We start from the raw sequence: 21,997 nt of genomic DNA, 5'->3' as shown, positions 1-21,997 counted from the left end.
ACGATCGTCGGCAGCGTCAGCTGGGGATATGAGACAGACTCCACACCGGCTTCCCGACGCAGATCAGCTAACAACGCACTGAGCGGATGGTCCGCATCGATATCGCTGTCGCGGTAAGTGCACAAGAACACCACCTGCGCCTGCACCACATGGGCCACCACATGCTTCAACAGCGCCAACGAGGGCTTATCAGCCCAATGCAAGTCATCAAGCACCACCACCACCAGCAGCCCCTGGGCGGCCGCACACTGCAGCATCCCCACCACCGCCCCGAACAACAGGCAGCGCTCCATCGCCGCGTCACTGGCCCGCGGGGCCGGCACATTGGGCAGCCGGCGCGCCAACTCGGGCACCAGCCGGCACAACTCACCACCGTGCTCACCCACATGCTGGGCCAGCACCTCCATCGGGCAGTGCTCAACCAGCCCCCGCAACGCCTGTACCCACGGCTGATAGGACGCCACGAGCTCCTCGTCGCACTGCCCGAACAGCACGGTCGCGCCCTCGGCGTGGGCCTCCGACACCACCTGCGCAGCCAACCGGGTCTTACCGATGCCAGGCTCGCCGCTGATCAGCACCACCTGGCGGGCCCCGTCAATCGCGAGCTGGCACACCTCCGACAAACGGGAGCGGATACCCTCGCGGCCCACATATGCGGTCAACGGCAACACCTGCAACCGCGCCGGCAACGGAATGGCAGCCACCCCAAACGACGCCCACAACAACTCGCACGCCGCCACCGGCTCAGGCAGCCCCTTCAGCTCCAGTTCGCCCACCGAACGGAACTTGTGCTCGCCGCGACGACCGACCATCACCCGGGTCACATTCGACAGCAGCACCTGACCCGGATTCGCCTTGGCGCACAGCCGCGCCGCCTCCACCACCGGAGGACCGAACACATCGCCCTCCGACCGAGTCGCATCACCCATGCTCATCCCGATCCGCACCAACAACTGCTCGCCGACGCGGCGATTGCGCAGCTCGTGGCGCTGCTGGATCGCTTGGGCGCATTCGACGGCGGCGACCGCCGATGGCAATACCACCATCAACCCATCGCCGGTGTTTTTAACCTCCAACCCGTTGGCACCCGCGATTGCTGCCCGCAGCAGCCGGAAGTGCTCGATCCGCAATTCTTCCGCGCGCTCCGGGCCCACTCGCGACGCTAATGCCGTCGAATCAACCAAGTCGGTGAACAACACCACAACCGTCTGGACCTGATCCACTATCACGCCGTCCGAGGAATACCGGCCCGACCGCGGCAAATCATTCATACGGCGACCTACCATGTTCCAGCCGAGCCCCGGCGTAGCTGGCCGATGCCGGCCTCCCCATCCGCATCACTCTCAATACGCCCCAACCGAGAAAACGATTCAGATGGTTAGCAACCGTTGCCATTTCAGCCTCTCGGCAAGTTGGAATCGTCTGTGTCGTTGATCATTCGCCGCCCGCAACGCCTTGAGTAGCGCCATCATGTTGTGACGTCACAACGCAGCATTGTGGCCCGGCTATACAACTGAACGGCACTACCGTGCTGGTCAACGGCGTGGTGAGCCGAATCGGTCATATCGACCGCGCTGCGCCCAGAGCCATCTCAGCACAACCAGGAAAACCGGCTCTCGGTATGTCAGAGTGCTTCGACTAGTGGGTGCAGATGCCGCTGTACAAGAATGGGCGTAGTCGGTAGTGGGTGATGTTGCTGAACCCGAGGGGTTTCTGCGTAGTGCTTCCAGGCCTCCGTTGATGGCTTCGATTGGGCCGTTGGAGGTGTGGTCGAAGAACGCCAGCATGTCGGCACGGCGGCGCCACAGGGTACGGCCGTCAAGAGCTGCTTCGACGGCGACTTGATCGGTTTTGCGGGTGAAGGTGAAAGAGTCGTTGGTGAGATCGATGTCAAAGTGCTTGGTCATTTTGAACTTGTTGCGCGCCTTGCCAACCCGCAACGCGGGCACGGGTCGACCGATTCGCCAACCACCGCGTCGGCCATGATCGTCATCGAACCTCCTGGTAGCGGGTCGGTATTCGTTCGCCGGTGAAGTGCTACGTGGGCACCCCGGCAGCGGATCGCGGTAAGTGTGGAACGCGTTTCGTCATGGTGATCCCGGTGGTGGTTGACTGTCCCCGCGCATCTTCAGCCAGTCGCTGTAGCCTGCGGCATCTCGCCACGTGACTGCTAAGTCGTCCAACGCGTCTTCGATGACGGCCCACATTGCGTCAAGCGGCGCTAGATCCGTCACGGCGGCACGTATGCGCGCTTCCACTGCTAGATTCGGCTCGTGCGGTTCATCAGTGATAGGCGCTAAGGCATTGATGGCGTTCAGGACCCGGGTTCGGCGTTGGGCGTAGGGCAGTGCAGCCAATTCGCCAGGCATGATGGGCGATCCAAAAATGTAGTCCTGTGCGGCGTGTCGATAGGGAACTTGGAGTTTGTGTTCAAGCGGCTGCACCGGCAAGCCGCCGGCGAAATGCAGCGGCACAATCGGAAGGGACATCTCCAGCGCCATGTCCAGCAATGTCGAGGTGATTGCGCACACGCGCTGAGTTGAGGAAGTTTGTCGAGTGCCTGGGGCATGGACCAGCATCGAAGATCCGCGTTCGGCGATGTCTTGCTTGGCCCTGTCGAGGATCGACAAGAAACTGTGGGGCTTCCGCTGGTCGAAATACAAAATGTTGCGCAAGCCGGTGTCTTGCCCCCCTCCGAGCGCCCTGGAAAGCTTTCCAACCCAGCGATCTTCGTGTTTGGCGTTCGATACGGTGACGACCGTCGTGTCAGTCAACCAGGAGGCGATTCCCGATCCCAGAATCGATTCGATTTGAACCTGATGATTGGCAAGCAATAGCACGCTGTGTTCTCGAAGCTGCTGAGTCGCAGCGGGATCCTCAACGATGACATGGCGCACATAACGCGAAAGCAGCGCCGAGAAGAGCAGATCTCCCAACCAGCCCATTTCCCTGCCGATATTTTTCGCCCACCAGCTGCGCACCGGCTGCCAATCGCGATACAGCTCCGCGGAGGCGTGAACAGTTCGTGGGTCGCTGCGATCAATCCGAAGCAAGACCTGCTCCAGCGGCAACGCAGGGCAGCAGACCTGATCATCTAGCAGCTGAACCTGCGCGGGATGAATCGCGCCGTGGGCGGCGTGGGCAACCGCCTCCTTGGCAGCTACTTCGGCTACCAGCAAGCCACCGGTGCTGTTACAGGAATACACGGCTTGAACGGTGCCCGGCAGCCAGTTTGCTTGGGCGACTTGTTGTGCTGTGAGCGTGATTTCACCCGGAGCCTGTCGTTCACCCAACGACAACCCCGGCACGGCCCGCCGCTCCTTGAGAAAGGCACGCCGCTGCCTGCTATCGGTCTTGCCGAGGGGCGACTTCGGAACCAGGACCTCAACGATTCGAATCTGCGCCCACAGTTGGCCGTCGACGCCGTACCAGAGATCGACGATGGGATACTCGTGCTGCGCATCCTCATAACCGGCAAAACGCGCTTCCACGGTCACTTTTCCGCGGTGGGGCGCATCACGGTAGAACCGTGCCCACGTGATGTGGTGTGGGAAACCAACAGTGGAATCCGTCGGGCGATCGTCAGTTCCGGGATGTGCCCGCGCTGCCCACACGCTCATCTCGGTGTGCGGGATGATGTGCAACCCGCCGTCGAGGACTCCTGGATGAATAAGGCCGCGGGGGACTGCGCAGCGTTCGACCGTCAAGGTCGCGGTGGCGCCGTCATGGCTGAGTCTTGCGCCGTCATCAAGGCATTGAAAGGCAGGGCCGTGGAAGACGTCGCCGCAGTCGTAGGGGTTGCGTAGCGGGAACGTCTCACTTGGCGCGGGCCAGGGTGGCGGTCCTTGCGGATAGTGGCATGCTGTCGAGACGGTGCCACACGCGATGGTCTCCCATCGGGACAGTTTGGGGTTGGCGGCCTCGCGCCAAACCGTCAGGCGCGTATCGTATGTGTCCGGTCCGGTGGGTTCGACCTGCGTACGAAGCCGCACCGCTGCGTCGACGACTATCCAGCGCGACAGGCGCAGGTCGCGAACCTCCACCACCTTTGCTCCCTGAGCCGCTTCATGAGCAGCCTGGGCGACGAGGTCCACGACCGACATCAGCGGTAAGGCAGGGGCGGTGTAGGTCGGGCGGTGATCGGTGATCCAGGTGTCATGCGTCGGGTCGATAACCGTTTCCGCGGCGGTGACCGGCCGCGCTGCGGCGGGCGACTCGACCGCCACGACCGGCTGACTGCGCCGGGTTCGTTTGATGCGCATCCCCAGATCGGTGGCTGAGTAGATACGCAACCCGTCCACCCACAGTGCTGCGTCAGCTATCGCCATAATCTGGTCGTCGTTGCGCTCAATCTTGGTGATTTCCAGCTGCGTTGTGACGAGTTTGTTGCGTGGCCGAACCTGACCGCGGTACCGCCACGTCATGGGCTGGTCGCAGGCGATCGGTTCGAACTGCGCATCCGGGCCTGCGTCCTGGCCGAGCCCGAGATCAAGCATTGCAAACTGGAGAAGGTTGACCATCGATTCGATTCCCAAAGACCCGGGCTGTACGGGGTCGGAGAAGAAATGGGCCTTGAAGAACCACTCTGCGGGGTTCACGTCCTTGACAGCGCGCCATCGTCCCAAACCTGCTCTGCCCGCGGTGTGCCAGCGTCCGGTTACCCGGTCGATCATGAGCAGCATCGGTTCGGCCAGCCGAGCGCCACGTCCGAAGTAGCCATGCGGACGGGTGGTCAAGTCCACGTCGGCCGCCGCGGACGCTTCCGAGAAGTGCTCACGCTCCTCGTCACTGGTCCGCAGGCCCTGCTGTTTCTCCAGGGCTTGGCCCGGGAAGTAGCCAAAGACAGTGTCGGCGCGATAGCACAGGACCTGACCGGCATAGATTTGAACCGCAAAGCTCACGATGATGGTGTCGGCGACCTTGTTGACGTTCTTCAGCTGGACTTCGGTGCGCAAAGCTCCGGTGGAAGGTGTGACCTCCTGGTGTTGCACGCCAGTGCCGTCGAGGTTGCGGAAGAACAGGTCCACGTCGGTGGACAACGAACATCCGATGAAGCTGGCCAGCCACCCGCAGGGCTGCAGACAGACTTCCATCAGGACCGCATTGGGCATCGTTGGGCAGCCGTTGGTGGTGAAATACCAAGCGTCGGGCGGCACGTCGTACTCGGCGACCACACTTGCGCCCGGTTTCATCTCCCCCATCTCGCCGACCACCTCGGTGATGCGTGACATGAAGTGGTAGGGGGGTGACGGCAACCGGGCAACTTTGCGAGTGGTATCGAAGCGTTGGTAGAGCGCGCCAAAGGCGTGCGACGGCTTACCCCATGCGCAAGCCAGCAAGGACTTGTAGTCGAGGCGAAAGTTGTCGACCACCACGACCGGCTTTGGCTCAGCATAGTCATCAAGTTCAGGCAGGCCCTGATCCATCGGCCAACCCGGCGAAAGCTTCAAACCCAAGCGGCGGCAATGGAAGGCCGCCAAGCCGTCGACAGTGCAGAGCACGTCGGCGAACAGCGTCGGTTCGGGCCCATTGATGAGTTCTCGGGCGAGAACCTCATAGACGACTGTGCGCGAGGTAGGAGTGACCTGCCCGCGGCACTTCAATTTATAGGTCTCAAACGGAACGGGTTCAAAGCGCCAGCCGTCGCAGCCTAGTGTCATGCCGGCCGCGGTCAGGTAAATGGCCATCGCCTGCAGCGCACCTTCGAACATCAACGTGCCCGGCATGCAGGGGTCATTTTTGAAATGCCCATCGAAGAACCAGGCTTCGGGTGTGACTTGTTGGACGCCGCGCAGATAGCCCCGGCCCCACGGTCCTCCGGAGAAGTCGATCTGTGTCACTTCATCGATGAACAACATGTTGCCGCCGGCGATAGTTGGCGTGCGAGTGTGGCTTGCGGCGCATTCGAACCCTTCCCCCAACGTCGACCATATCTGGCCGCCTGCAAGGGCTTTGACATCGTTCGCCGACAACGAGCGTCGCGAGGTCGGGCAAGGTGGGGAATCAAGGCGACCCGTGACGGTCTCGTGCTCGGGCGTCCACACAACCCCGCCGGAGGCGGCCAGTTCCTCGTCGGAGAAAAAGCCGGCCTGCCCATTGCGGACCGTCAGCCGTACGGCATCTCCTGTGGTGCAGTCATAGTGGAAGAAGAACAGGCGGATGTCACCTTGGCGAGCGTGACCATCGACATGGATGTCGAAGCGAAGGGTGTCGCCGATCTCGGGCAAGCCACCCAGGAAGGTCAACTCGCAGCCCAACAGGCGGTACACTCGCTCGCCCCTGTTGGCGAAATCTGCACCCATCCAGGAGATGAGCATCAGGTCGGCCTGCCCGCTTTCGATCATGATGCCGGCTGGCATTCGACCTTGGTGTAGCCACCACGCGTCGGCGGTAACGTCGGTCTCGGTCCACAGTGTGCCCGTGCCGGGCTTGCCCGGCTCTGCGTCGATGCCCAGTAGCCGATCCGCCAACAACAGCGGCGGTTCAGGCATGCGCGTCTGCCTTGCATAGCCGTCTTGAACGGCAAAGGCAGGACCGTAGATTTCCGAGATCTTGCCCGAGGCGTGCACCCGTAAGCCCGCTTTGTCCAATGCCAGCCCGGTGGGGTTGCGCTTTACTGTCGGCTCCGGGAGCACCGCGTCGGGCGGCGGTTCCGGCTGAGCGGCCCGGTGTGCGCCGTTGTCGACCTGGCGTGGTGGCCTGTTGGTTATCGGCAGGCAGGGGGCGTCGAACTCGTCGGGATCGTTGTTCGAAGGTCGGCCATTCGAGGCGGATGCAACTAACTCGCGAGAGCGCTGGCCACCGTTGCTAGGCGGCTGCAGCGTCGCGGGCAATGACAGTGTTTCGCCGAGAGCTGGCAACCTATATGCGTCAGTGGCCTTGGCTATGACGGGGGGCCTCGGCAGCAGGGTGGCGGTCGACTGATCGGCGGTGTGGTCGACGGGTGACGAGCCGTTGGCTACGGACATCGGTCCTGCGTTGTGCAGCAGTAATCCGTTTCCGGGATGCGGTAGCGCCTGATCGGCGAGTGAACGTCTGTCAGTCCCCACCGGCACGCGGGCTGAGTCCAGGTCCGCGGGCAGCCGCACCGGCGGCATATGTGCGGCGAAGTTGACTAGCCTCGCATTTCTTGTGTCGCCGCGTGCGGCGGCCAGTTGGCGCACGAGGACGCGACGTTGTGTTGTGCTGTCGCGCCGTTGTCGCGATGGCGCAAGCAAAGTCAGTTGTTGATGTTCACCGGCCATCCCATGGAGCGTCATGACGACCGCACGTTGCGCGCAGGCTGCGGGGCGACCGTCGGGTTCGGTGCCAAGGAAGCCGAGAAGAACGCCGGCTGCTACCTGAAGCAGTCCGGCGGCCGCGTGGGCGTGGCCCAGTAACGGTGTAACGCTGTAGGCTGTCGGTGCTGTGCCGCAGTGACCATTCGGGTCACGTGTTGCGGGCAATAGCGAGTAGATCGTGTCGTTGTCTCGACGAGCATCGTCGGCGCGCTTGAGCACCATGAGGACGGCCGCATCGCCGGGGATTTGCTCGTCTGCGGTGAGCAGGTTGCGTGCTGCTGCCTCGTGGACGGGCTCACAGCTGAGGTCGACCGCTCCTACCACTGCTGCATCAATCTCGCCATGTCGAAGCGCGCGGGCCGCCAAGTCCAGTGCCGTTGTGCCGGAAAGCTGCTCACGTGACACGGTGAAGCTTGGACCGCATAGGTCGAATTGGCCGTTGAGCCGGTTGGCGACGATATTGGGCATTGAGCCGACCACGGCGCTGGCAACCAGACCCGGAACGACACCCTCGCGCGCCTGCGCGAGTCGGTGCGGGTCATCAACCGTGTCGGCAAGACGCCAGCGAACGCCCCATCGAGCCACGTCGGCATCGCAGCCCATCCCGATGAAAACACTAGTGGTCGTCGCGGGCAGGCCCTTGATGACTTCACCGATATTCAGAGCGGCACAGAGCACGGCAATCTGTTGAGGTAGCGCATTTTTCAGGTCGCTTGGCGGGAATCGGACTTTCGTCACGTCCAGCGAGAGGGTGGACATGCGGGCGCGGATTACACCGTCGGACTCTCGAGTGACAATTTTTTGCCCTGCTGCGAGATGGTATGCCACTTCCGATGTTTCGTAGCCGTCGCCGGCGATGATGCTGAGCCCGACGATCGCAATGTCGGCGTCGGCGGAATGTGGGTTCACCCGCCATCTCGGGGCGCTGACGGTGGGCGCGGCTGGTTGCAGCCATTCTTCGACGATGAGGTGCGCGTTATTGCCGCCGAAGCCGAAGTTGTTGACCGCGGCGCGGCGTGGTCCGCTGCTGGTCCATGACTCAGCCGTGGTGAGCAGTCGAAATGGCGACTTTGCGATGAACGGCACCGGGTCCTCAACGTGCAACGTGGGTGGGCGCAGCTTCGCGCGGATGGCCGCAACAACCTTGATGAGACCACCCATGCCGGAAGCCGTAATGGAATGGCCCAGATTGGATTTCAGGGAACCGATAGGCAGGTCTTCGCATTTCGAGAAGATGCGGGTCATGCTTTTCAGTTCAGTAAGGTCCCCGAGCGGCGTGCCTGTGGCGTGACACTCGATCATCGAAATGTCGTGCGGATCCAGGTCGGCCATGTCATAGGCCGACCGCATGGCGCGCTCTTGGCCTTCCGGAGAAGGTGTCAACAGGCTGCTTGAGCGGCCATCGTTGGCAACGCCCACCGCCCGAATAAGGCCGAGTATCTGCTGACCCGAGGCGAGCGCATCGTCAAACCGCCTGAGGGCTACGAAGCCGGCACCCTCGGCGGGAACCAGGCCGTCGGCTTGGCGATGGAACGGGCGCGACTTGCCGGCACGGCTCAACGCTTGCAGGGCGCTGAATCCGACATGCAGAAACAAAGCGTCGGCACGGTTGGCGCCACCGGCCAGCATGATGTCAGCTCGTCCATCGTGCAAACGGTCGCAGGCCACCTTGATCGCGTAAAGCGACGAAGCGCAAGCGGCATCGAGCGAGAAAGCGGCTGCGGTCAAGCCCAGGGCGCGCGCGACAAGATGTGCGGGCAGTCCGGAATTGAATCGGTTGCGCCAGTCTACGGCGGTTGCCTCTGCCCGCCACACCGTTGCGGCAAGAGCGGCCATCGTGTGGGTGGGATAGCTCAGGTTTCCCAGGACGACGCCGGCGCGACCGGGAACCGTGCCCACCTGCCAGCCGGCACTCTCGATGGCTTGCCGGGCGGCATACATCGTCCATTGACAAAGCGGGTCGAGGTTGCGCAAGGAGTCTGCGGCGAGCATAAAGCCGTCCGCATCGAAGACGTCGTCGAAGCCGCGCACATAACCGCCCAGATCCGACCAGGTGTGGTCGAAGCAAGGTCCGCTGATGTGCTCCCGCATGATGTTGGCCGGATCGACCCCCCAGTAGCCCTCCGGAGGTGCGCCCAGGACGTCTCGACCCTCGGAGATGGTTGTCCAGAGCTCATCGGGATTCAATCCGCCCGGAAAGACGCAGCCCTGACCGACGATTGCGATTGGCTCAAATTTCATCTCGCCCATGCCTTGTCGCTCCCCGCCTCGCTGGCAGTGATGTGATACGGATACATCTCGACGCATCTCAGTTCAGCGATCACTGTGCCGCGGGCTTCGGTGAGCTTGAGGTCGCAGACGATGCCGTTGCTGTTTGACTTCCCGTTGTCCAGGTAGCAGCACAGCGTGCCGTGCGTGAGCGGGTAAGGGGAGAGGACAATTTCTCCAATGCGCATGGGCAGCATGCGATATCCGGTTTGTTTGAGGCCCCATAGGATACCGAGTTGCAGGCAGCCGTCCAGCGCGGCTGGATCTGTCGCCCAGCACCGCTGTGGCCAACCTGCCTCTCTGGACCCGTGCAGGTGCGCGACGGCGCCGAATGGATCACGCCAGCTAAGCCGCTCGATAACTTGGAAGGCTGGACCGTGAAAGAGCGCCTCATCGCCATAGAAACGTTGTTGAGCCAGCTGCTCCCCGTTCAACGTCGGCGGCGCGACGGTCGGCATATCCCGATTGCCGGCGCCCATCTCAACAGTCGCGGAGTAGCAGGCCGCGCCGGCTGCGTTAAGCAACGACAGTTCGAGCCGATGCGCGGAGCCTCCTAGTAGCCGGCACCGCACTAAGAACACATCGCCCGCATCGTTGAAGCCCTGCAGTCGCACGCCGCGAAGAACCCGAAGGTCGAGCAGCCGCTCGACGCGCAGGCCTGGCCGGCAGCTCCCGGCCGCGCTCACAAACCATTCCGCTACCTGCACCACCGGCAGCACCACCTGCTGCCCAACGCGGTGATCGTGTAGGTAAGGCTGTATCGCCGCGTGCGCCAGCACGCGGGCCACTCGCCCGCTCCCAGATAGCGGGTGCGGAAGCCCGCCTGTGCCCACGCCGCCGCCGAGCACTATCTGCACGTCTTCCGTCGTGCTGTCGAGCGCATCGGACACGAATGCGCGTGCACCGTCATCGAGCGGAATAGTCGTGACGCCTCGAGATTCAAACACCGCCCGCAGAGCCGGACTGACCATCCCGGCCTCCCAGGGCCCCCAGCCCAGCGCGCGCACCAGACACCGAGGACCGCGGCGAGCTTGCTCTGATAACGCGACTTGGTTGAGGACCTCGTTGGCCATCGCATAATCGGACTGCCCGACATTTCCACCGCGCGCCGAAACCGATGAGAACAACAGGATGATCTTCAACGGGTCGCCCGCAGTTGCATCGAGCAAGGCGCCGAGGCCAGCGACTTTGGTGCTGAAAACTCGGTCGAACTGATCCAGTGTCTTGCGGCTCAGGCGCGCATCGGCCACCACACCCGCGCCGTGAACCAACCCGGTAATCGGTCCTAACTCGGCTCGTACGCGGTTCAGCAGTACGCCCAGCTGAGCGCTATCACGAACATCGACCGCTTGGTACATGACGCGCGAGCCGGCTGCCTTGATTGCGGCGATTGTCGCGCGAATCTCGCGGTCAGCCTGCACCCGCTGGACTTGCTGTTCCAACTGTCTGGGCGTGAGTTTGGCGCCCTGCCTCTGGGCCTCGGTGAGCAGCGCGCGCTTGAGGTCCGCGGCCGTCGTCAACCCGTGCGCGGCAGCCGGTTCTTCGCTCAATGCCGAACGCCCAATCAGCACCAAGCCGGCCTGGGTTTCCGCAGCGAGCGCGATCACCGACGCGGCCGTGACACCGCGGCCACCCCCGGAGACCAGGATGATGTCACGATGGTCGAGCCTCGCGTCCCAAGCGCTGATGCGGGACTCTTCCGTCGTTAACGTCACGCGACCGTGGATACTGCCGACGCCCACTTCAAGTTCGGGGCCGCCAGTCATGATCTCGGTCGCGATCTGTTCGGCAACGTGTTGCGGGGATTGATTCGTGGTGTCGATGTCGATGGCCTTGGCATGGGCATTGGGCCATTCGAGTGCCGCGGTCTTGGTCAACGCGGACAGGCCGCCGGCCCATGCCCGGGGGCCGGCGTCGGTAAGCAAACCGAATGTGCCGCCGGTGTCCTGAACCGTAACGAAGACCCCCCCGTTCAGCTCCATTTGGGCGGCAACCCGCACAGCATCGGCGAAGACCTGACGGTTCACGGCCAGGGCTTCCTCGCGGCCTCTGGTCGCGGCAAGGCCGCCCAGGTGTAGCACGCAGGTCGAGTCCGGGCTCGTCTCCGCTACGGGGACGGCAGGAATACCCTGCGTTCTTAGAATCTTCGCCAAGGCGCAGCCGACGGCAGTCTCGCCGACAATTTCCACGCGGCTTGCTTCATGCAGGCCAGGAACACCCATTCCGCGAGCCGGAGCAGCGATCGCACGCACCACGTAGCGCGCGATCGACGCTCCGGTCAAACGAAAGGGAGACGAGCACTCCGCTGGATCAACGACGCGGTGTTGCCGTTGGTGGCGTGCGTCGTTGGCGGCAACAGGGTGGCGAGGTAGTCGACAATCTCCTGCAACGTAGTCAGTCCGGCCATTGCCGAAGCCTCGACTTCGGGCAACGACGGCACCCGCTGCTGTACGGCCGACAAGATCTCCACGCGCTTGATCGAGTCGATGCCCAAATCGGCTTCCAGTGACATCGACAATTCCAGCATCTCCACTGGATAACCGGTCTTGTCGGCGACAACGTGCAACATGTCAACCACCAGGTCGGTGCCGACCCCCACCGCAGCCGCCGCAAGCACTCCCGCGCTGGGCGCGGGTGCAGCTACCGTCGGCGCCGTCATCACTGTCGCAGCTACTGGCAAAGCCACGCTATCCGCGGGCGTGGCTACTGGCCGGATCTGTCGTTGCGCCGACGATGCCACGGCTGCGGTGTTCGGTGGCATGCTCCCCTTCGGAAGGGGCGCGGGTGGACTGGTGGGACGATCATCGATCTGAGGCTTGCCGTAATTGGCGCCATTGATCTTGAGAATGAGTTTGGGCTCTTGGCCGGTTCGCGGATCCGCGACGATGCGGTAATCAGCCCACAGACTGGCAAGATTCATCGGCACTCCGGCTGCTACCAGCTGGGCAAGTCCGAGTAACAGTGCCCGAATTCCATTGCTGCCCTTACGGTCAAGCGCGACAGCGTAGTGAGGCAGGCCGACCAAGCACTTACTCACCAGATTAGTCAGAACACCGTCCGGGCCGACCTCCACAAAGGTTCGTGCGCCCGCGGTCCACATTGAGCGCACTTGCTCAAGGAAACGGACGGGCTGTGCTATCTGTGCTGCAAGCGTGGCGCGAACAGCTCCGGGGTCATTGTCGTAAGGTCTCGCAGTGGCGTTGGCGTACACCGGGATTGAGGGGGGGTGGAGTGGGATGTCGGCCAGGTAGGCTTTGAAGGGTGCCGAGGATTCGGCGACGATCTGCGAATGAAACGCTGTGGCCACGTTCAGTTGTGTCGATGTGATACCAAGGGCGGACAGCTTTCCCATGGCGTCTGCGACCTCATGCACCCCGCCCGAAACGATGACCTGTGTTGGACTGTTGTGGTTGGCGATCACCACCTCTGTGCCCCAGCGCTGAAGGAGCTCTCGCACTATCTCACACGGCGCCGAAACCGCACACATCGTCCCTGCCCTGTCCCCGGCAGCTTCGGCCATGAGAGCGCCACGTTTGCGGGCAACTCGAAGTACAGCTGCGTCGTCTAAAACACCTGCGGCACACAACGCTACGACTTCCCCGAAGCTGTGGCCGCCCACGGCAACAGGTTTGATGCCCAACGCGCGAACAACCTGCAGCAGGCTGAGGCTATGCGCGCCAATCGCAGGTTGTGCCCATTCAGTTCTGGCTAGCTCGGCGCTCTGGCGCGCCTGCTCTTCCTCGGTGAAAACTGGTCTCGGCCAAACAATCTGATGTAGATCCGAGTCGGCTTCAAGAAGTGATGCGCGGGCGATCTCCCAGGGGGACAGCGCGGGTTCGAATAGCCGTGGGACGTCGGCGCCCATCCCCACGTATTGGCTACCCTGGCCAGGAAACAGCAGAGCAACCGGTGCCCCTTCCTGCGCCGAAAAAAAGTAGCCCCTGGGCGATGCGAATGCTGCCGCATTGTTTTCGGTGGCTAGCCTGTTAGCAGCTTCATCGAGCATAGAACGAAGAGTCGCGACACTGTCAGCAACAAGCGCCAAACGGTGTTGCTGGGCCGGGTCGTAGCTCTTCTGCGTCGCGTAGGCGATGTACTGGAGCATGTCATCATGGTCGGTGAGCGACGCTGATAGGCGTGCCGCTTCGTCGGCCAAGGCCGGCGCGGTATCCGCGCCCACTACTACCAGTTCGGACTTCCAGGATCGATATGGCTTCTGACGGGTACCGCCGTCGGTGTATTCTTCGAGCGTCACATGAAAATTGGTTCCGCCGAAGCCAAACGAACTGACGGAAGCCCGTCGCGGCATGCCCTCCTCCGCAATCCACGGCTTGGATTGCGTCGAGAGGTAGAACGGTGATGAATTGAACTCGAGATCGGGGTTCGGCTGGTCGATCTTGATGGTCGGCGGCAGCGTCTTGTGGTGAAGCGCCATTATCGCCTTGAACAGTCCGCAGGCGCCTGAAGCGGCCTTTGTGTGACCCACTTGCGATTTCACTGATCCAAGGGCGCACCATTGTCGATCTTCACGTCCTGACGCGTCGAAAACCTCTCGAAGCGCTGCAAACTCAGCCGCGTCCCCAGCTTTGGTACCGGTCCCGTGCGCCTCAAGCAGCCCAACGGTTTCCGGACCGTAACCGGCCGCATCGTAAGCGCGCCGTAACGCTTGTGCCTGCCCGGAAGGATTGGGCGCATAGATGCTTTTCGCCCGACCGTCCGACGATGAACCGAGACCGCGGATAATCGCATATATCTGGTCACCATCGCGCTCGGCGTCTTCGAGGCGCTTCAGCGCCATCATCGCAATCCCCTCGCCGAGCATCGTCCCATCCGCCTTGTCCGAGAACGGTCGGCAGTCCCCCGACGGGGACAATGCGGTGACCTTGGCGAAGCACATGAACATCAGGATGTCGTTGAGCGCGTCCACACCACCGGTGATTACCATATCCGATTCGCCGAGATATAGTTCGTTGAGCGCGATTTGGACAGCAGCGAGTGAACTTGCGCAGGCAGCGTCCACGACGCAGTTGGTTCCGCCGAGGTCGAATCGGTTTGCAATACGTCCGGCGACGACGTTGGCCAACAGTCCCGGAAAAGTATTCTCTTGCCAGGGAACGTATGCGGCAGCGATGCGTTGGTTGAACAGCTTGAGCTGCTCGCCCGCAATTCCAACATCACGAAGTGCCCGCTCCCATAGCGGCGCCTGCAATCGACCCGACATGTGGGCGACCATCTCGGTGGCAGTGGCCACGCCCAGCACTACGGAGACCCGGTCCCGGTCAATATGGGAGAAGGCCCCGCCCGCAACGTCTTGCAGGACGTGCTTGGCGACCGCTAGCGCCAGTAGTTGCGCGGTGTCGGTTGCCGGGACAACGTTGGGCGGGATACCGAACTCAGCAGGTGAGAACTCGACGTAGGGAAGGAAACCACCACGTTGCGCATACATCTTGTCGGGTTCATCTAATGCGGCGTCATAGTAATCACCGATACGCCAGTGCGATTCGGGTACGTCGGAGAGCAGATCAACTCCATCAACAATGTTGCGCCAGAAGCACTGGGAATCAGGAGAGCCCGGAAACAGGGCGCTGACGCCCACCACGGCGATGGGGGGACGCTTAGACATATTGGCCAATCCCTTTCCTAGCTTGGGGAGGTGCTGAAACTGCCGCTGTTTCTTCGACGGATAATCGGCGGGGCTTGTAGTTGAATGCTTGGGCGGGCATCGGAAGACCGCACGCGCGGGCCTGTTGTGCCCGTATGATTCGAGCGGCCCCCTCCAGCAGGTTGAGTGCGACTTGAACCACCTCCCGTTGCTCGGGCGGCTCGAGGAAGCTATCGCGGACCCAGCTATTGAAGGCCCCCATAGCCGGGCCACACCAGATCTGATAATCGAGCGTGCGATTGGCGACGCCATCTATTGCCCAACGGCTTGACTTACCCAGATACCAGCGAAACACCAAGGCCATCTGCTGCTTTGGATTCCGGGCAGCCAGGTCCAGGACAGCAGGATCACGGCTGCGCCAGAACTGCTCGGTCTCCGACCAGACTTCCGCAACGCTCTGGCAGAGAATTTTCTCAAGTTCTGTGCGCTGATCGCCAACGATCTCGTCGAGACCCGACTTGGTTACGTACAGTTCGTAAAGTTTCCTTGCGCGAGGTCCGAACATCGAGCCTCGCTTGAGCACCTGCAGATTGACACCGAGTTCGAACATATCGGCCGCGGGCGCCATCATGACATCGGCGACACCGACGCTGGCCAGCAGTTTGCGTCCTTGCGCTGAGAGACCCGACTCCACGCAGGCTTGGTTGACCGATCCCGTCATCACATACGCAGCGCCCATGGCAAATGCACCGGCGACCGAGAGTGGAGTACCAAGCCCGCCCGCTGCGCCGACTCGCACCGGCCGCGGTAAGCGATATTGCGTTGCGAGTTGGTCGCGCAGAGCAACAATCTCGGGGAACAGCGCAGGCAAGGCTCGGTTGTCGGTGTGCCCGCCGCTGTCTGCTTCGACAGTGATGTCCTCGGCCACGGCGACGACCCGCGCAAGCTCGGCTTCCCGGGCGGTGATCTTGCCCGATTCCAGCAGCGCCGCAACGATGGCCGGTGGCGCCGGTGCCATGAATTGGCGAGCGACTTCCGGGCGGGATACCTTCGCAAAGACGCTGTTCTTACGCACTATGTGGCCAGCCGGATCAGTTGCTAGACCGCGAACTGCGTAGTGCACTATCGCAGGAGTGATCCGCATAAACGCCGACGCTTCGACCTTGCGGACATCGCGGGAGATGTAGAGTTCCGCCAACCGGTTCTCCAGCGACGCTTCATTCGGCGAATGGATCAGGTTGGCGCCCCAAGCGACTCCCCTGGTCCTGGAAAGCCCCTCCTCGACAATCGACAACGCCCGATCCACATTGTGGTAGGACAAACCGCCGGCTCCGAAGAACCCCAGCATTCCCGCCTTCCCCATCGCTACCACCAACTCCGGTGTGGCGATGCCATTGGCCATCGATCCGCAAAGGTATGGGAAGCGGACACCATGGGACTCGCAAAAGGTTCGATCGCCGAGCCACTCGGGATACATCGGCGGGAGAGTACCGAGCACGGACACCGACGAGGATGCGCCCGGCATGCTGGCAGCCGTGGCTAAGCCCAGATGTCGCGTCGAATCATGGCGCAAGACCAGTAGTGGGTGACGAATGTAGGCAATGATGTGAACCAAGTCTTCGGCGGCGAACGCGGCGCCGGGCAAAGGCTGCTGCCGACCGCCTAGCGGAGTCGCTGATCCAGTCGATGCCATATTGCGCATCAGAAGCGGCTCATCGCCGCGCTCTGGCATCCCGGCAACTGTCATGTGGGCCGCCGGCCCACATTTGGCGATCACTCCCGTCACGGCTCACCTCTACTCAGCGGTGTGCAGTTCCGTGATCTGCGGCAGGACTTCGCGGGTCGCCATCCGGCCTGCCTCGCGGGCGCGGTCCACCTGGTGGTATTCGAGGAGTCCGATCGCACTGGTGCCGGGCGTGACGATTGCCTCCCCACCCAGGCCCCGAGCGGTATCGCGGGCGCGATGTAGCATCGCGGGGCGCCTCAAACAACGGCGCGCCAATACGTACGTCCCAACCGAGAAGACGATGCAGATGGTTAGCGACCGTTGCCATTTCAGCCTCTGGGCAAGTTGGAATGGTCTGTGCCGTTGATCATTCGCCGCCCGCAATGCCTTGAGTAGCCGCCATCATGTTGTGACATCACAACGCAGCGTTGTGCCCTGCGGTTGGAACCGTTACGGGTTTCTACGAGCTTGTGTGGCCCGCCACCAGCGGGCCTCGACCGTGCTGACGTCCAACCGCAGCCCCGATGAATGGCTGGCCGTCATGACCGACCCACTGCTGGCCCAGTTTATCTCGACCTCGTAGCTCAGGATATGCGTTTTGAACAGGGCATTTGTGTTGTGGATTGGTGTCGATGACGACACTGCTAGGCCGTCGGTGTGCCGGCCGTGCGCAGTTGACCGTGGGCGCGGGCCAACGCGTGGCGTAGCTGGCCGATTCGTTGGTATGCCAGGTCGAGGCGGCGGCGCAGTGATTCATCGCTGGCACGGTGAACACCCGCACCGCTGTGGGCGACGGGTGTGGTTTGCTGGAGATGTTCGATCCGTTCGCGCGTTTCGGGCTGGGTGTAGATCCAGGATCGCGGCACCCCGGCGCGGGTGGCCAGCATGGCGATGGTGACCGGCTCGCCGCTGGTAGCGAGGGCGGTGAGCGCGTCGCGGGCTCGTTGCAGCGTGTGCTCGTGACGTTGGTGGACCCGGCCAACGACCGCCGCTCATCCCCAATGAGCCAAACATGTGGTCCATAGTTACTGGCCAACCGGTGGTCCCACCCTCGTGGCAAATGACACGGTAAGGATTTGTAAAGGTCGGGACTCGATAGTGATGAGATGCAAGTCCAACAAGGCTTCAAGTCCGGATCCACCGTGAGATCGGACCTGGATTGAGGAGGGCACCAGCTTCTGTCTTCCGTGTTCTCTCGCAACACCGGCCGCTCGAGGCTGCGGGGAGGCGGCAAGGCAACGCTGCAAGGACTCCGACTACCCAAGTGGGCGAAGGTGCGCGCCCGCTACGGCCGCGCCGCTCAGCGCGCAGTCACACCGCGGCGACATTCCGGCACCATAGGGCTTCAACATGACGCTCCAGATTCCAGGCAAAGGAGGTTTCTATGCCGATCACGGCCCCCCAGGCGACGATGGCACTAAGTTCTCGGATGCCCGAACTCGGCTCCTTCGAAATCTTTCATGCTGTCGCTGTGACAGGCAGTCTCGGCGGTGCTGCCCGCAGACTTGGGTTGACCCAACAAGCTGTGTCGAGGCGGCTCGCGTCCTTGGAGGCGAGGGTCGGGCTGACGCTGGCCTGCCGCACGCCACAGGGCTCACACCTGACTCCGGCGGGCGTCGTCGTCGCCGAGTCGGCTGCCCGCGTGCTTGAGGTCGCCCACCAAGCCGACGAGGTCCTGGACTCGCTGCGAAACGAACGCCGCCAACGAATCAGGGTGGTAGCCAGCGAGACAATCGCCGAACAGCTGATGCCCCACTGGTTGCTGTCTCTGCAGGCCACAGCCAGCGGGCCGGGCAGCACCACGCCCCACGTGATGGTGACTGACACCAACAGCGAGAATGCGATTGCCTCGGTTCGCGACGGCACTGCCGATCTCGGATTCGTCGAAAACCCCGATCCGCCTGTGGGATTAGGCCACTGTGTGGTGGGACACGACGAACTGGTAGTCGTCGTGCCGCAAGGGCACAAATGGACTCGACACTCACGAGTGGTAAGTGCTCGCGAACTCGCCCAAACACCGCTGGTTACCCGCGAACCCCGCTCACGCCTCCGCGATACGCTCACAACCGCCCTATGTCAGGCGCTGGGCGATACGGTGCAGCAAGCGCCTCCCGCACTCGGATTAGGATCCGCAGCAGCAATGCGCGCCGCGGTCCTCGCTGGCGCGGGACCGGCAATCATCAGCCGGTTGGCCGTGGCCGACGACTTGGCTTCGGGCCGACTACACGCCATCACCATTCCCGAGTTGGACCTTCGACGCACGCTGCGAGCTATCTGGGTCGGCGGGCGCATCCCGCCCACAGCGATACGAAGCCTGCTTGACCACGTGATGACAAGCACCAGTAATCAGGCTCATCGGCACAGATCGTCGAATTTGCCAGGTCGGTCCCCGAAATTCGGCTGTTAGCAATGTCAACGTGTGCCCCGCAGCAGCTCGCTCGCGACCCCATCGCAGCAACTCAGTTGCATTCACTCAGTTCAGCCACCGGAAGCGGAAACACGTCAGCGGAATGGCGAAGGGCGGCGTGCCTACCGCATCAATATCTCTACGCCCCCGCGACGAATTTGCGCGGAATAGGCGATGGCACTTGCCCGTGCAAGTGGCATCTTCGAAAATCTGCTTCGCAGAAAGGAAGCGGCCGTGATGGACAATGCCGAAAGCAACAGCGCACATACCGTTCTTCCCAATACCGCGGCGGCGGGCATGCAGCCAGCAACCAGGCGCCCGGCCCAAGCCACAGGATTCCGTGCTTCTGGGGAACTGTGTGGCGCGCCAGATGCATCGACCCGCAACAACCCGCGGAACGTCGACAACGTGAGTGGTAGCAGCGTGACCGCCGACGGGCGGCGCCGACGGCGCGGTCGCCCCCCTGGCAACAACTCCAACACTCGTGAGCGCATCCTCGCCACTGCTCGCGAACTGTTTGCGCGCAACGGCGTCGACCGAACATCAATACGGACGGTGGCCGAAGGGGCGGAAGTAGATGCCGCGCTGGTGCATCACTACTTCGGAACCAAGCAGCAGCTTTTCGCCGCCGCGATCCGCCTTCCCATCGACCCGAAGCAAGTGCTGGGCCGCATGCGGAAAACCCCGGTCGAAGAACTCGGGTTCGAGCTGCCGTCCACGCTGCTGCCGATGTGGGATTCCGAACTTGGCGTTGGGTTGATCGCTACCCTGCGGTCGCTGCTTGCCGGTGACGAGGCGAGTTTGGCAGGTTCATTCCTGCAGGAAGTGGTCACCGCCGAGGTGGGTTCTCTGGTCGACAATCCGCCGGGGACGGGCAGGATCCGTGCCCAGTTCGTCGCGTCGCAATTGCTGGGCGTGCTCATGGCTCGCTACATCGTGCAGATCGAGCCGTTCGCGTCAATGTCGGCCCAGGATATCGCGCGAACCATTGCGCCGACCCTGCAGCGGTACCTCACTGAGGAGCTAGAGGTCCCGCAAGCGTCATGAATCGGGTGTGCTCGCCGTCGTCACCAACAAGGTGGGCCTTGTCGACCGGCAGCGCCGGGATGCTGTTTCCGGTGCGGTAGGCAGTTCGCGGCGGCGGGTCTTGGACCAGTCGATGAAAACCGCCGGTGTCTTGCCGATACACACGTCCAGCCGAGAAACGACGGCAATCCGGGGATGGCGAATTGACCCGGGCGGTCAGCGGTCAAGCGCGTGGCGGCGATACAGCGGTACAGCTGGGCGGTTCACCGGCACGATTCGGTAATCCCACCGCCAACGACTCGCGTCTCACTCACAATAGGGAGTTGTGGAAGCTGCGACTCCCTTAGGCGGGGATTAGAGGCTCGATGGCGCAAGATCGTATTGGGTTCGGCGTCCTCGGGCCATTGGAGATGACGATCGATGGTACAGCTGTACCGTTGGGTACCCCCAAGCAACGGGCGGTGCTGGCGGTGTTGCTGATCAATCGCAACCGACCCGTCGCAATCGATACATTGATCGAAGCAGCGTGGGCGCAGGGAGCTCCTGCAGGAGCGCGAGACACGCTTTATGCATATGTGTCAAAGCTGCGTCGCCTGGTGGCCGGCGCCGGCATCGAGACCCGCGGATTCCTGGCAAACACGCCGCCAGGGTATCGACTCGCAGTCGCCGACGGCGACTACGACCTCAGCAGATTTGTGACCGAAAAGAACGCCGGTGTACGGGCTGCCGCGGCTGCGCGGTTTGAGCAGGCTAGCGGCCACTTCTCGGCCGCGCTTGCCGAGTGGCGTGGTCCAGTGCTCGATGACCTGCGCGACTTCAACTTCGTCGACGCCTTTGCTACCGGACTGGCCGAGGAGAAGGTTGTCACACACATCGCTCGCGCTGAAGTTGAAATCGCGTGCGGCCGACCTCAATCTGTGATCGATGGGCTCGAGACACTCACCACTGACCACCCTTACCGGGAACCGCTTTGGGCACAGCTGATCGCCGCTTACTATCTGGCCGACCGTCAATCCGATGCGCTCGATGCCTATCGTCGACTGAAGGGCAGGCTGGCAGATGACCTCGGCGTCGACCCCGCTCCTACAGTGCGTGCGCTATACGGGCGAATCCTTCGGCAGCAGCCGCTCGACGTCTGCAAGGCTGCTCAAGCGAACGCTGACGACACCATCAGCACCCTGTCGCACTACATGACGGCGCTTCCGGGCGTCGCCCGCGGCCCCTCACTACGCGACGCGAACGAACGTAGGTATCCACTGGTCGCCACCACCACCCGTATCGGCCGCAGCCCGGACAACGACATCATCCTTTCGGGTGCCAAAGTCAGCCGCCACCACGCTGCGATCGTCGACACCGGTTCCAGTTTCGTCATAGTGGATTTGCGATCACTAAACGGCGTTTGCGTTTCTGGCCGACGTATCCATACCTGCACCGCCCTAACCCACGGTGACCGGATTCGCATTGCCGATCACCAGCTAATGTTCGAAACCGCCTCCTGAGAGCTCGTCGCAAACTAGGGCGGTGCTGTTTTGGCCACTGAGTTTCGTTGTGCTGTAGCAGTTTTGGTTTGGCGGGCGGGGAGGATCTGGCGTGTGGCTTTGGGACGGGAGAATTGGCAGGGCCGGTTGGATGACGTGATGCTGCTGGTTGGTGATCAGCTGGCGCCAGGCAGTATCCATCGGTTGCGG

The 21,997-nt window shown here is 62.5% G+C and carries 8 protein-coding genes and 3 pseudogenes; 3 read left to right on the top strand and 8 right to left on the bottom strand.

Annotated features, from left to right (window positions below; genetic code table 11):
* The 8 genes and pseudogenes from F0Q45_RS07285 to F0Q45_RS07250 form a co-directional block, all read right to left on the bottom strand.
* Positions 1-1,271, bottom strand: a 1,271-nt coding sequence (locus F0Q45_RS07285) for an adenylate/guanylate cyclase domain-containing protein (RefSeq protein ID WP_188112829.1), incomplete at its 3' end; no start/stop codon positions are given.
* 367 nt (positions 1,272-1,638) lie between these two features.
* Positions 1,639-1,817: pseudogene (locus tag F0Q45_RS07280) on the bottom strand (transposase); the annotation flags it as partial.
* A 270-nt stretch (positions 1,818-2,087) separates the two neighbouring features.
* A complete protein-coding gene (locus F0Q45_RS07275; RefSeq protein ID WP_188112828.1) occupies positions 2,088-9,521 on the bottom strand; it encodes a beta-ketoacyl synthase N-terminal-like domain-containing protein in 7,434 nt (2,477 codons plus the stop codon).
* Positions 9,518-11,575, bottom strand: coding sequence for an SDR family NAD(P)-dependent oxidoreductase (locus tag F0Q45_RS07270; protein WP_188112827.1), 2,058 nt, complete (start codon positions 11,573-11,575; stop codon positions 9,518-9,520). The genes F0Q45_RS07275 and F0Q45_RS07270 overlap by 4 nt, the downstream gene beginning before the upstream one ends.
* A gap of 251 nt (positions 11,576-11,826) precedes the next feature.
* Positions 11,827-15,171 carry a type I polyketide synthase gene (locus F0Q45_RS07265; RefSeq protein WP_149653298.1) on the bottom strand — a complete coding sequence of 1,115 codons (3,345 nt, stop codon included), beginning with the start codon at positions 15,169-15,171 and terminating at the stop codon, positions 11,827-11,829.
* The gene (locus tag F0Q45_RS07260) at positions 15,164-16,936 is read right to left on the bottom strand and encodes a PfaD family polyunsaturated fatty acid/polyketide biosynthesis protein (RefSeq protein WP_223163882.1); all 1,773 of its coding nucleotides are present in this window, start codon (positions 16,934-16,936) and stop codon (positions 15,164-15,166) included. The genes F0Q45_RS07265 and F0Q45_RS07260 overlap by 8 nt, the downstream gene beginning before the upstream one ends.
* Before the next feature lie 9 nt (positions 16,937-16,945).
* Positions 16,946-17,047 (bottom strand): annotated as a pseudogene (locus tag F0Q45_RS30125) (hypothetical protein); the annotation flags it as partial.
* Between the two features lie 473 nt (positions 17,048-17,520).
* Positions 17,521-17,835: pseudogene (locus F0Q45_RS07250) on the bottom strand (DUF6262 family protein); the annotation flags it as partial.
* Positions 17,836-18,287: 452 nt separating this feature from the next.
* On the opposite strand from F0Q45_RS07250, the gene F0Q45_RS07245 reads away from it, so the two are divergent.
* From F0Q45_RS07245 to F0Q45_RS07235, 3 genes are all read left to right on the top strand, one after another.
* The gene (locus tag F0Q45_RS07245) at positions 18,288-19,283 is read left to right on the top strand and encodes a LysR family transcriptional regulator (protein WP_149653305.1); all 996 of its coding nucleotides are present in this window, start codon (positions 18,288-18,290) and stop codon (positions 19,281-19,283) included.
* 297 nt (positions 19,284-19,580) lie between these two features.
* Positions 19,581-20,330, top strand: a complete 750-nt coding sequence (locus F0Q45_RS07240; protein WP_149653304.1) for a TetR/AcrR family transcriptional regulator — start codon at positions 19,581-19,583, stop codon at positions 20,328-20,330.
* 344 nt (positions 20,331-20,674) lie between these two features.
* A complete protein-coding gene (locus tag F0Q45_RS07235; protein WP_149653296.1) occupies positions 20,675-21,808 on the top strand; it encodes a BTAD domain-containing putative transcriptional regulator in 1,134 nt (377 codons plus the stop codon).
* Positions 21,809-21,997 lie beyond the last annotated feature (189 nt).

The sequence above is a fragment of the Mycobacterium simiae genome (assembly GCF_008370645.1).
In the GTDB taxonomy this organism is placed as follows: domain Bacteria; phylum Actinomycetota; class Actinomycetes; order Mycobacteriales; family Mycobacteriaceae; genus Mycobacterium; species Mycobacterium simiae_A.
Note: the sequence above shows the minus strand (reverse complement) of the source record. Positions and strands in the feature narration are given on the sequence as shown.

Coding starts and splice junctions, on each gene's coding strand:
- F0Q45_RS07275 (WP_188112828.1), bottom strand. CDS start 9,521: ATGAAATTTGAGCCAATCGCAATCGTCGGTCAGGGCTGCGTCTTTCCG.
- F0Q45_RS07265 (WP_149653298.1), bottom strand. CDS start 15,171: ATGTCTAAGCGTCCCCCCATCGCCGTGGTGGGCGTCAGCGCCCTGTTT.
- F0Q45_RS07245 (WP_149653305.1), top strand. CDS start 18,288: ATGGCACTAAGTTCTCGGATGCCCGAACTCGGCTCCTTCGAAATCTTT.
- F0Q45_RS07240 (WP_149653304.1), top strand. CDS start 19,581: ATGCAGCCAGCAACCAGGCGCCCGGCCCAAGCCACAGGATTCCGTGCT.
- F0Q45_RS07235 (WP_149653296.1), top strand. CDS start 20,675: ATGGCGCAAGATCGTATTGGGTTCGGCGTCCTCGGGCCATTGGAGATG.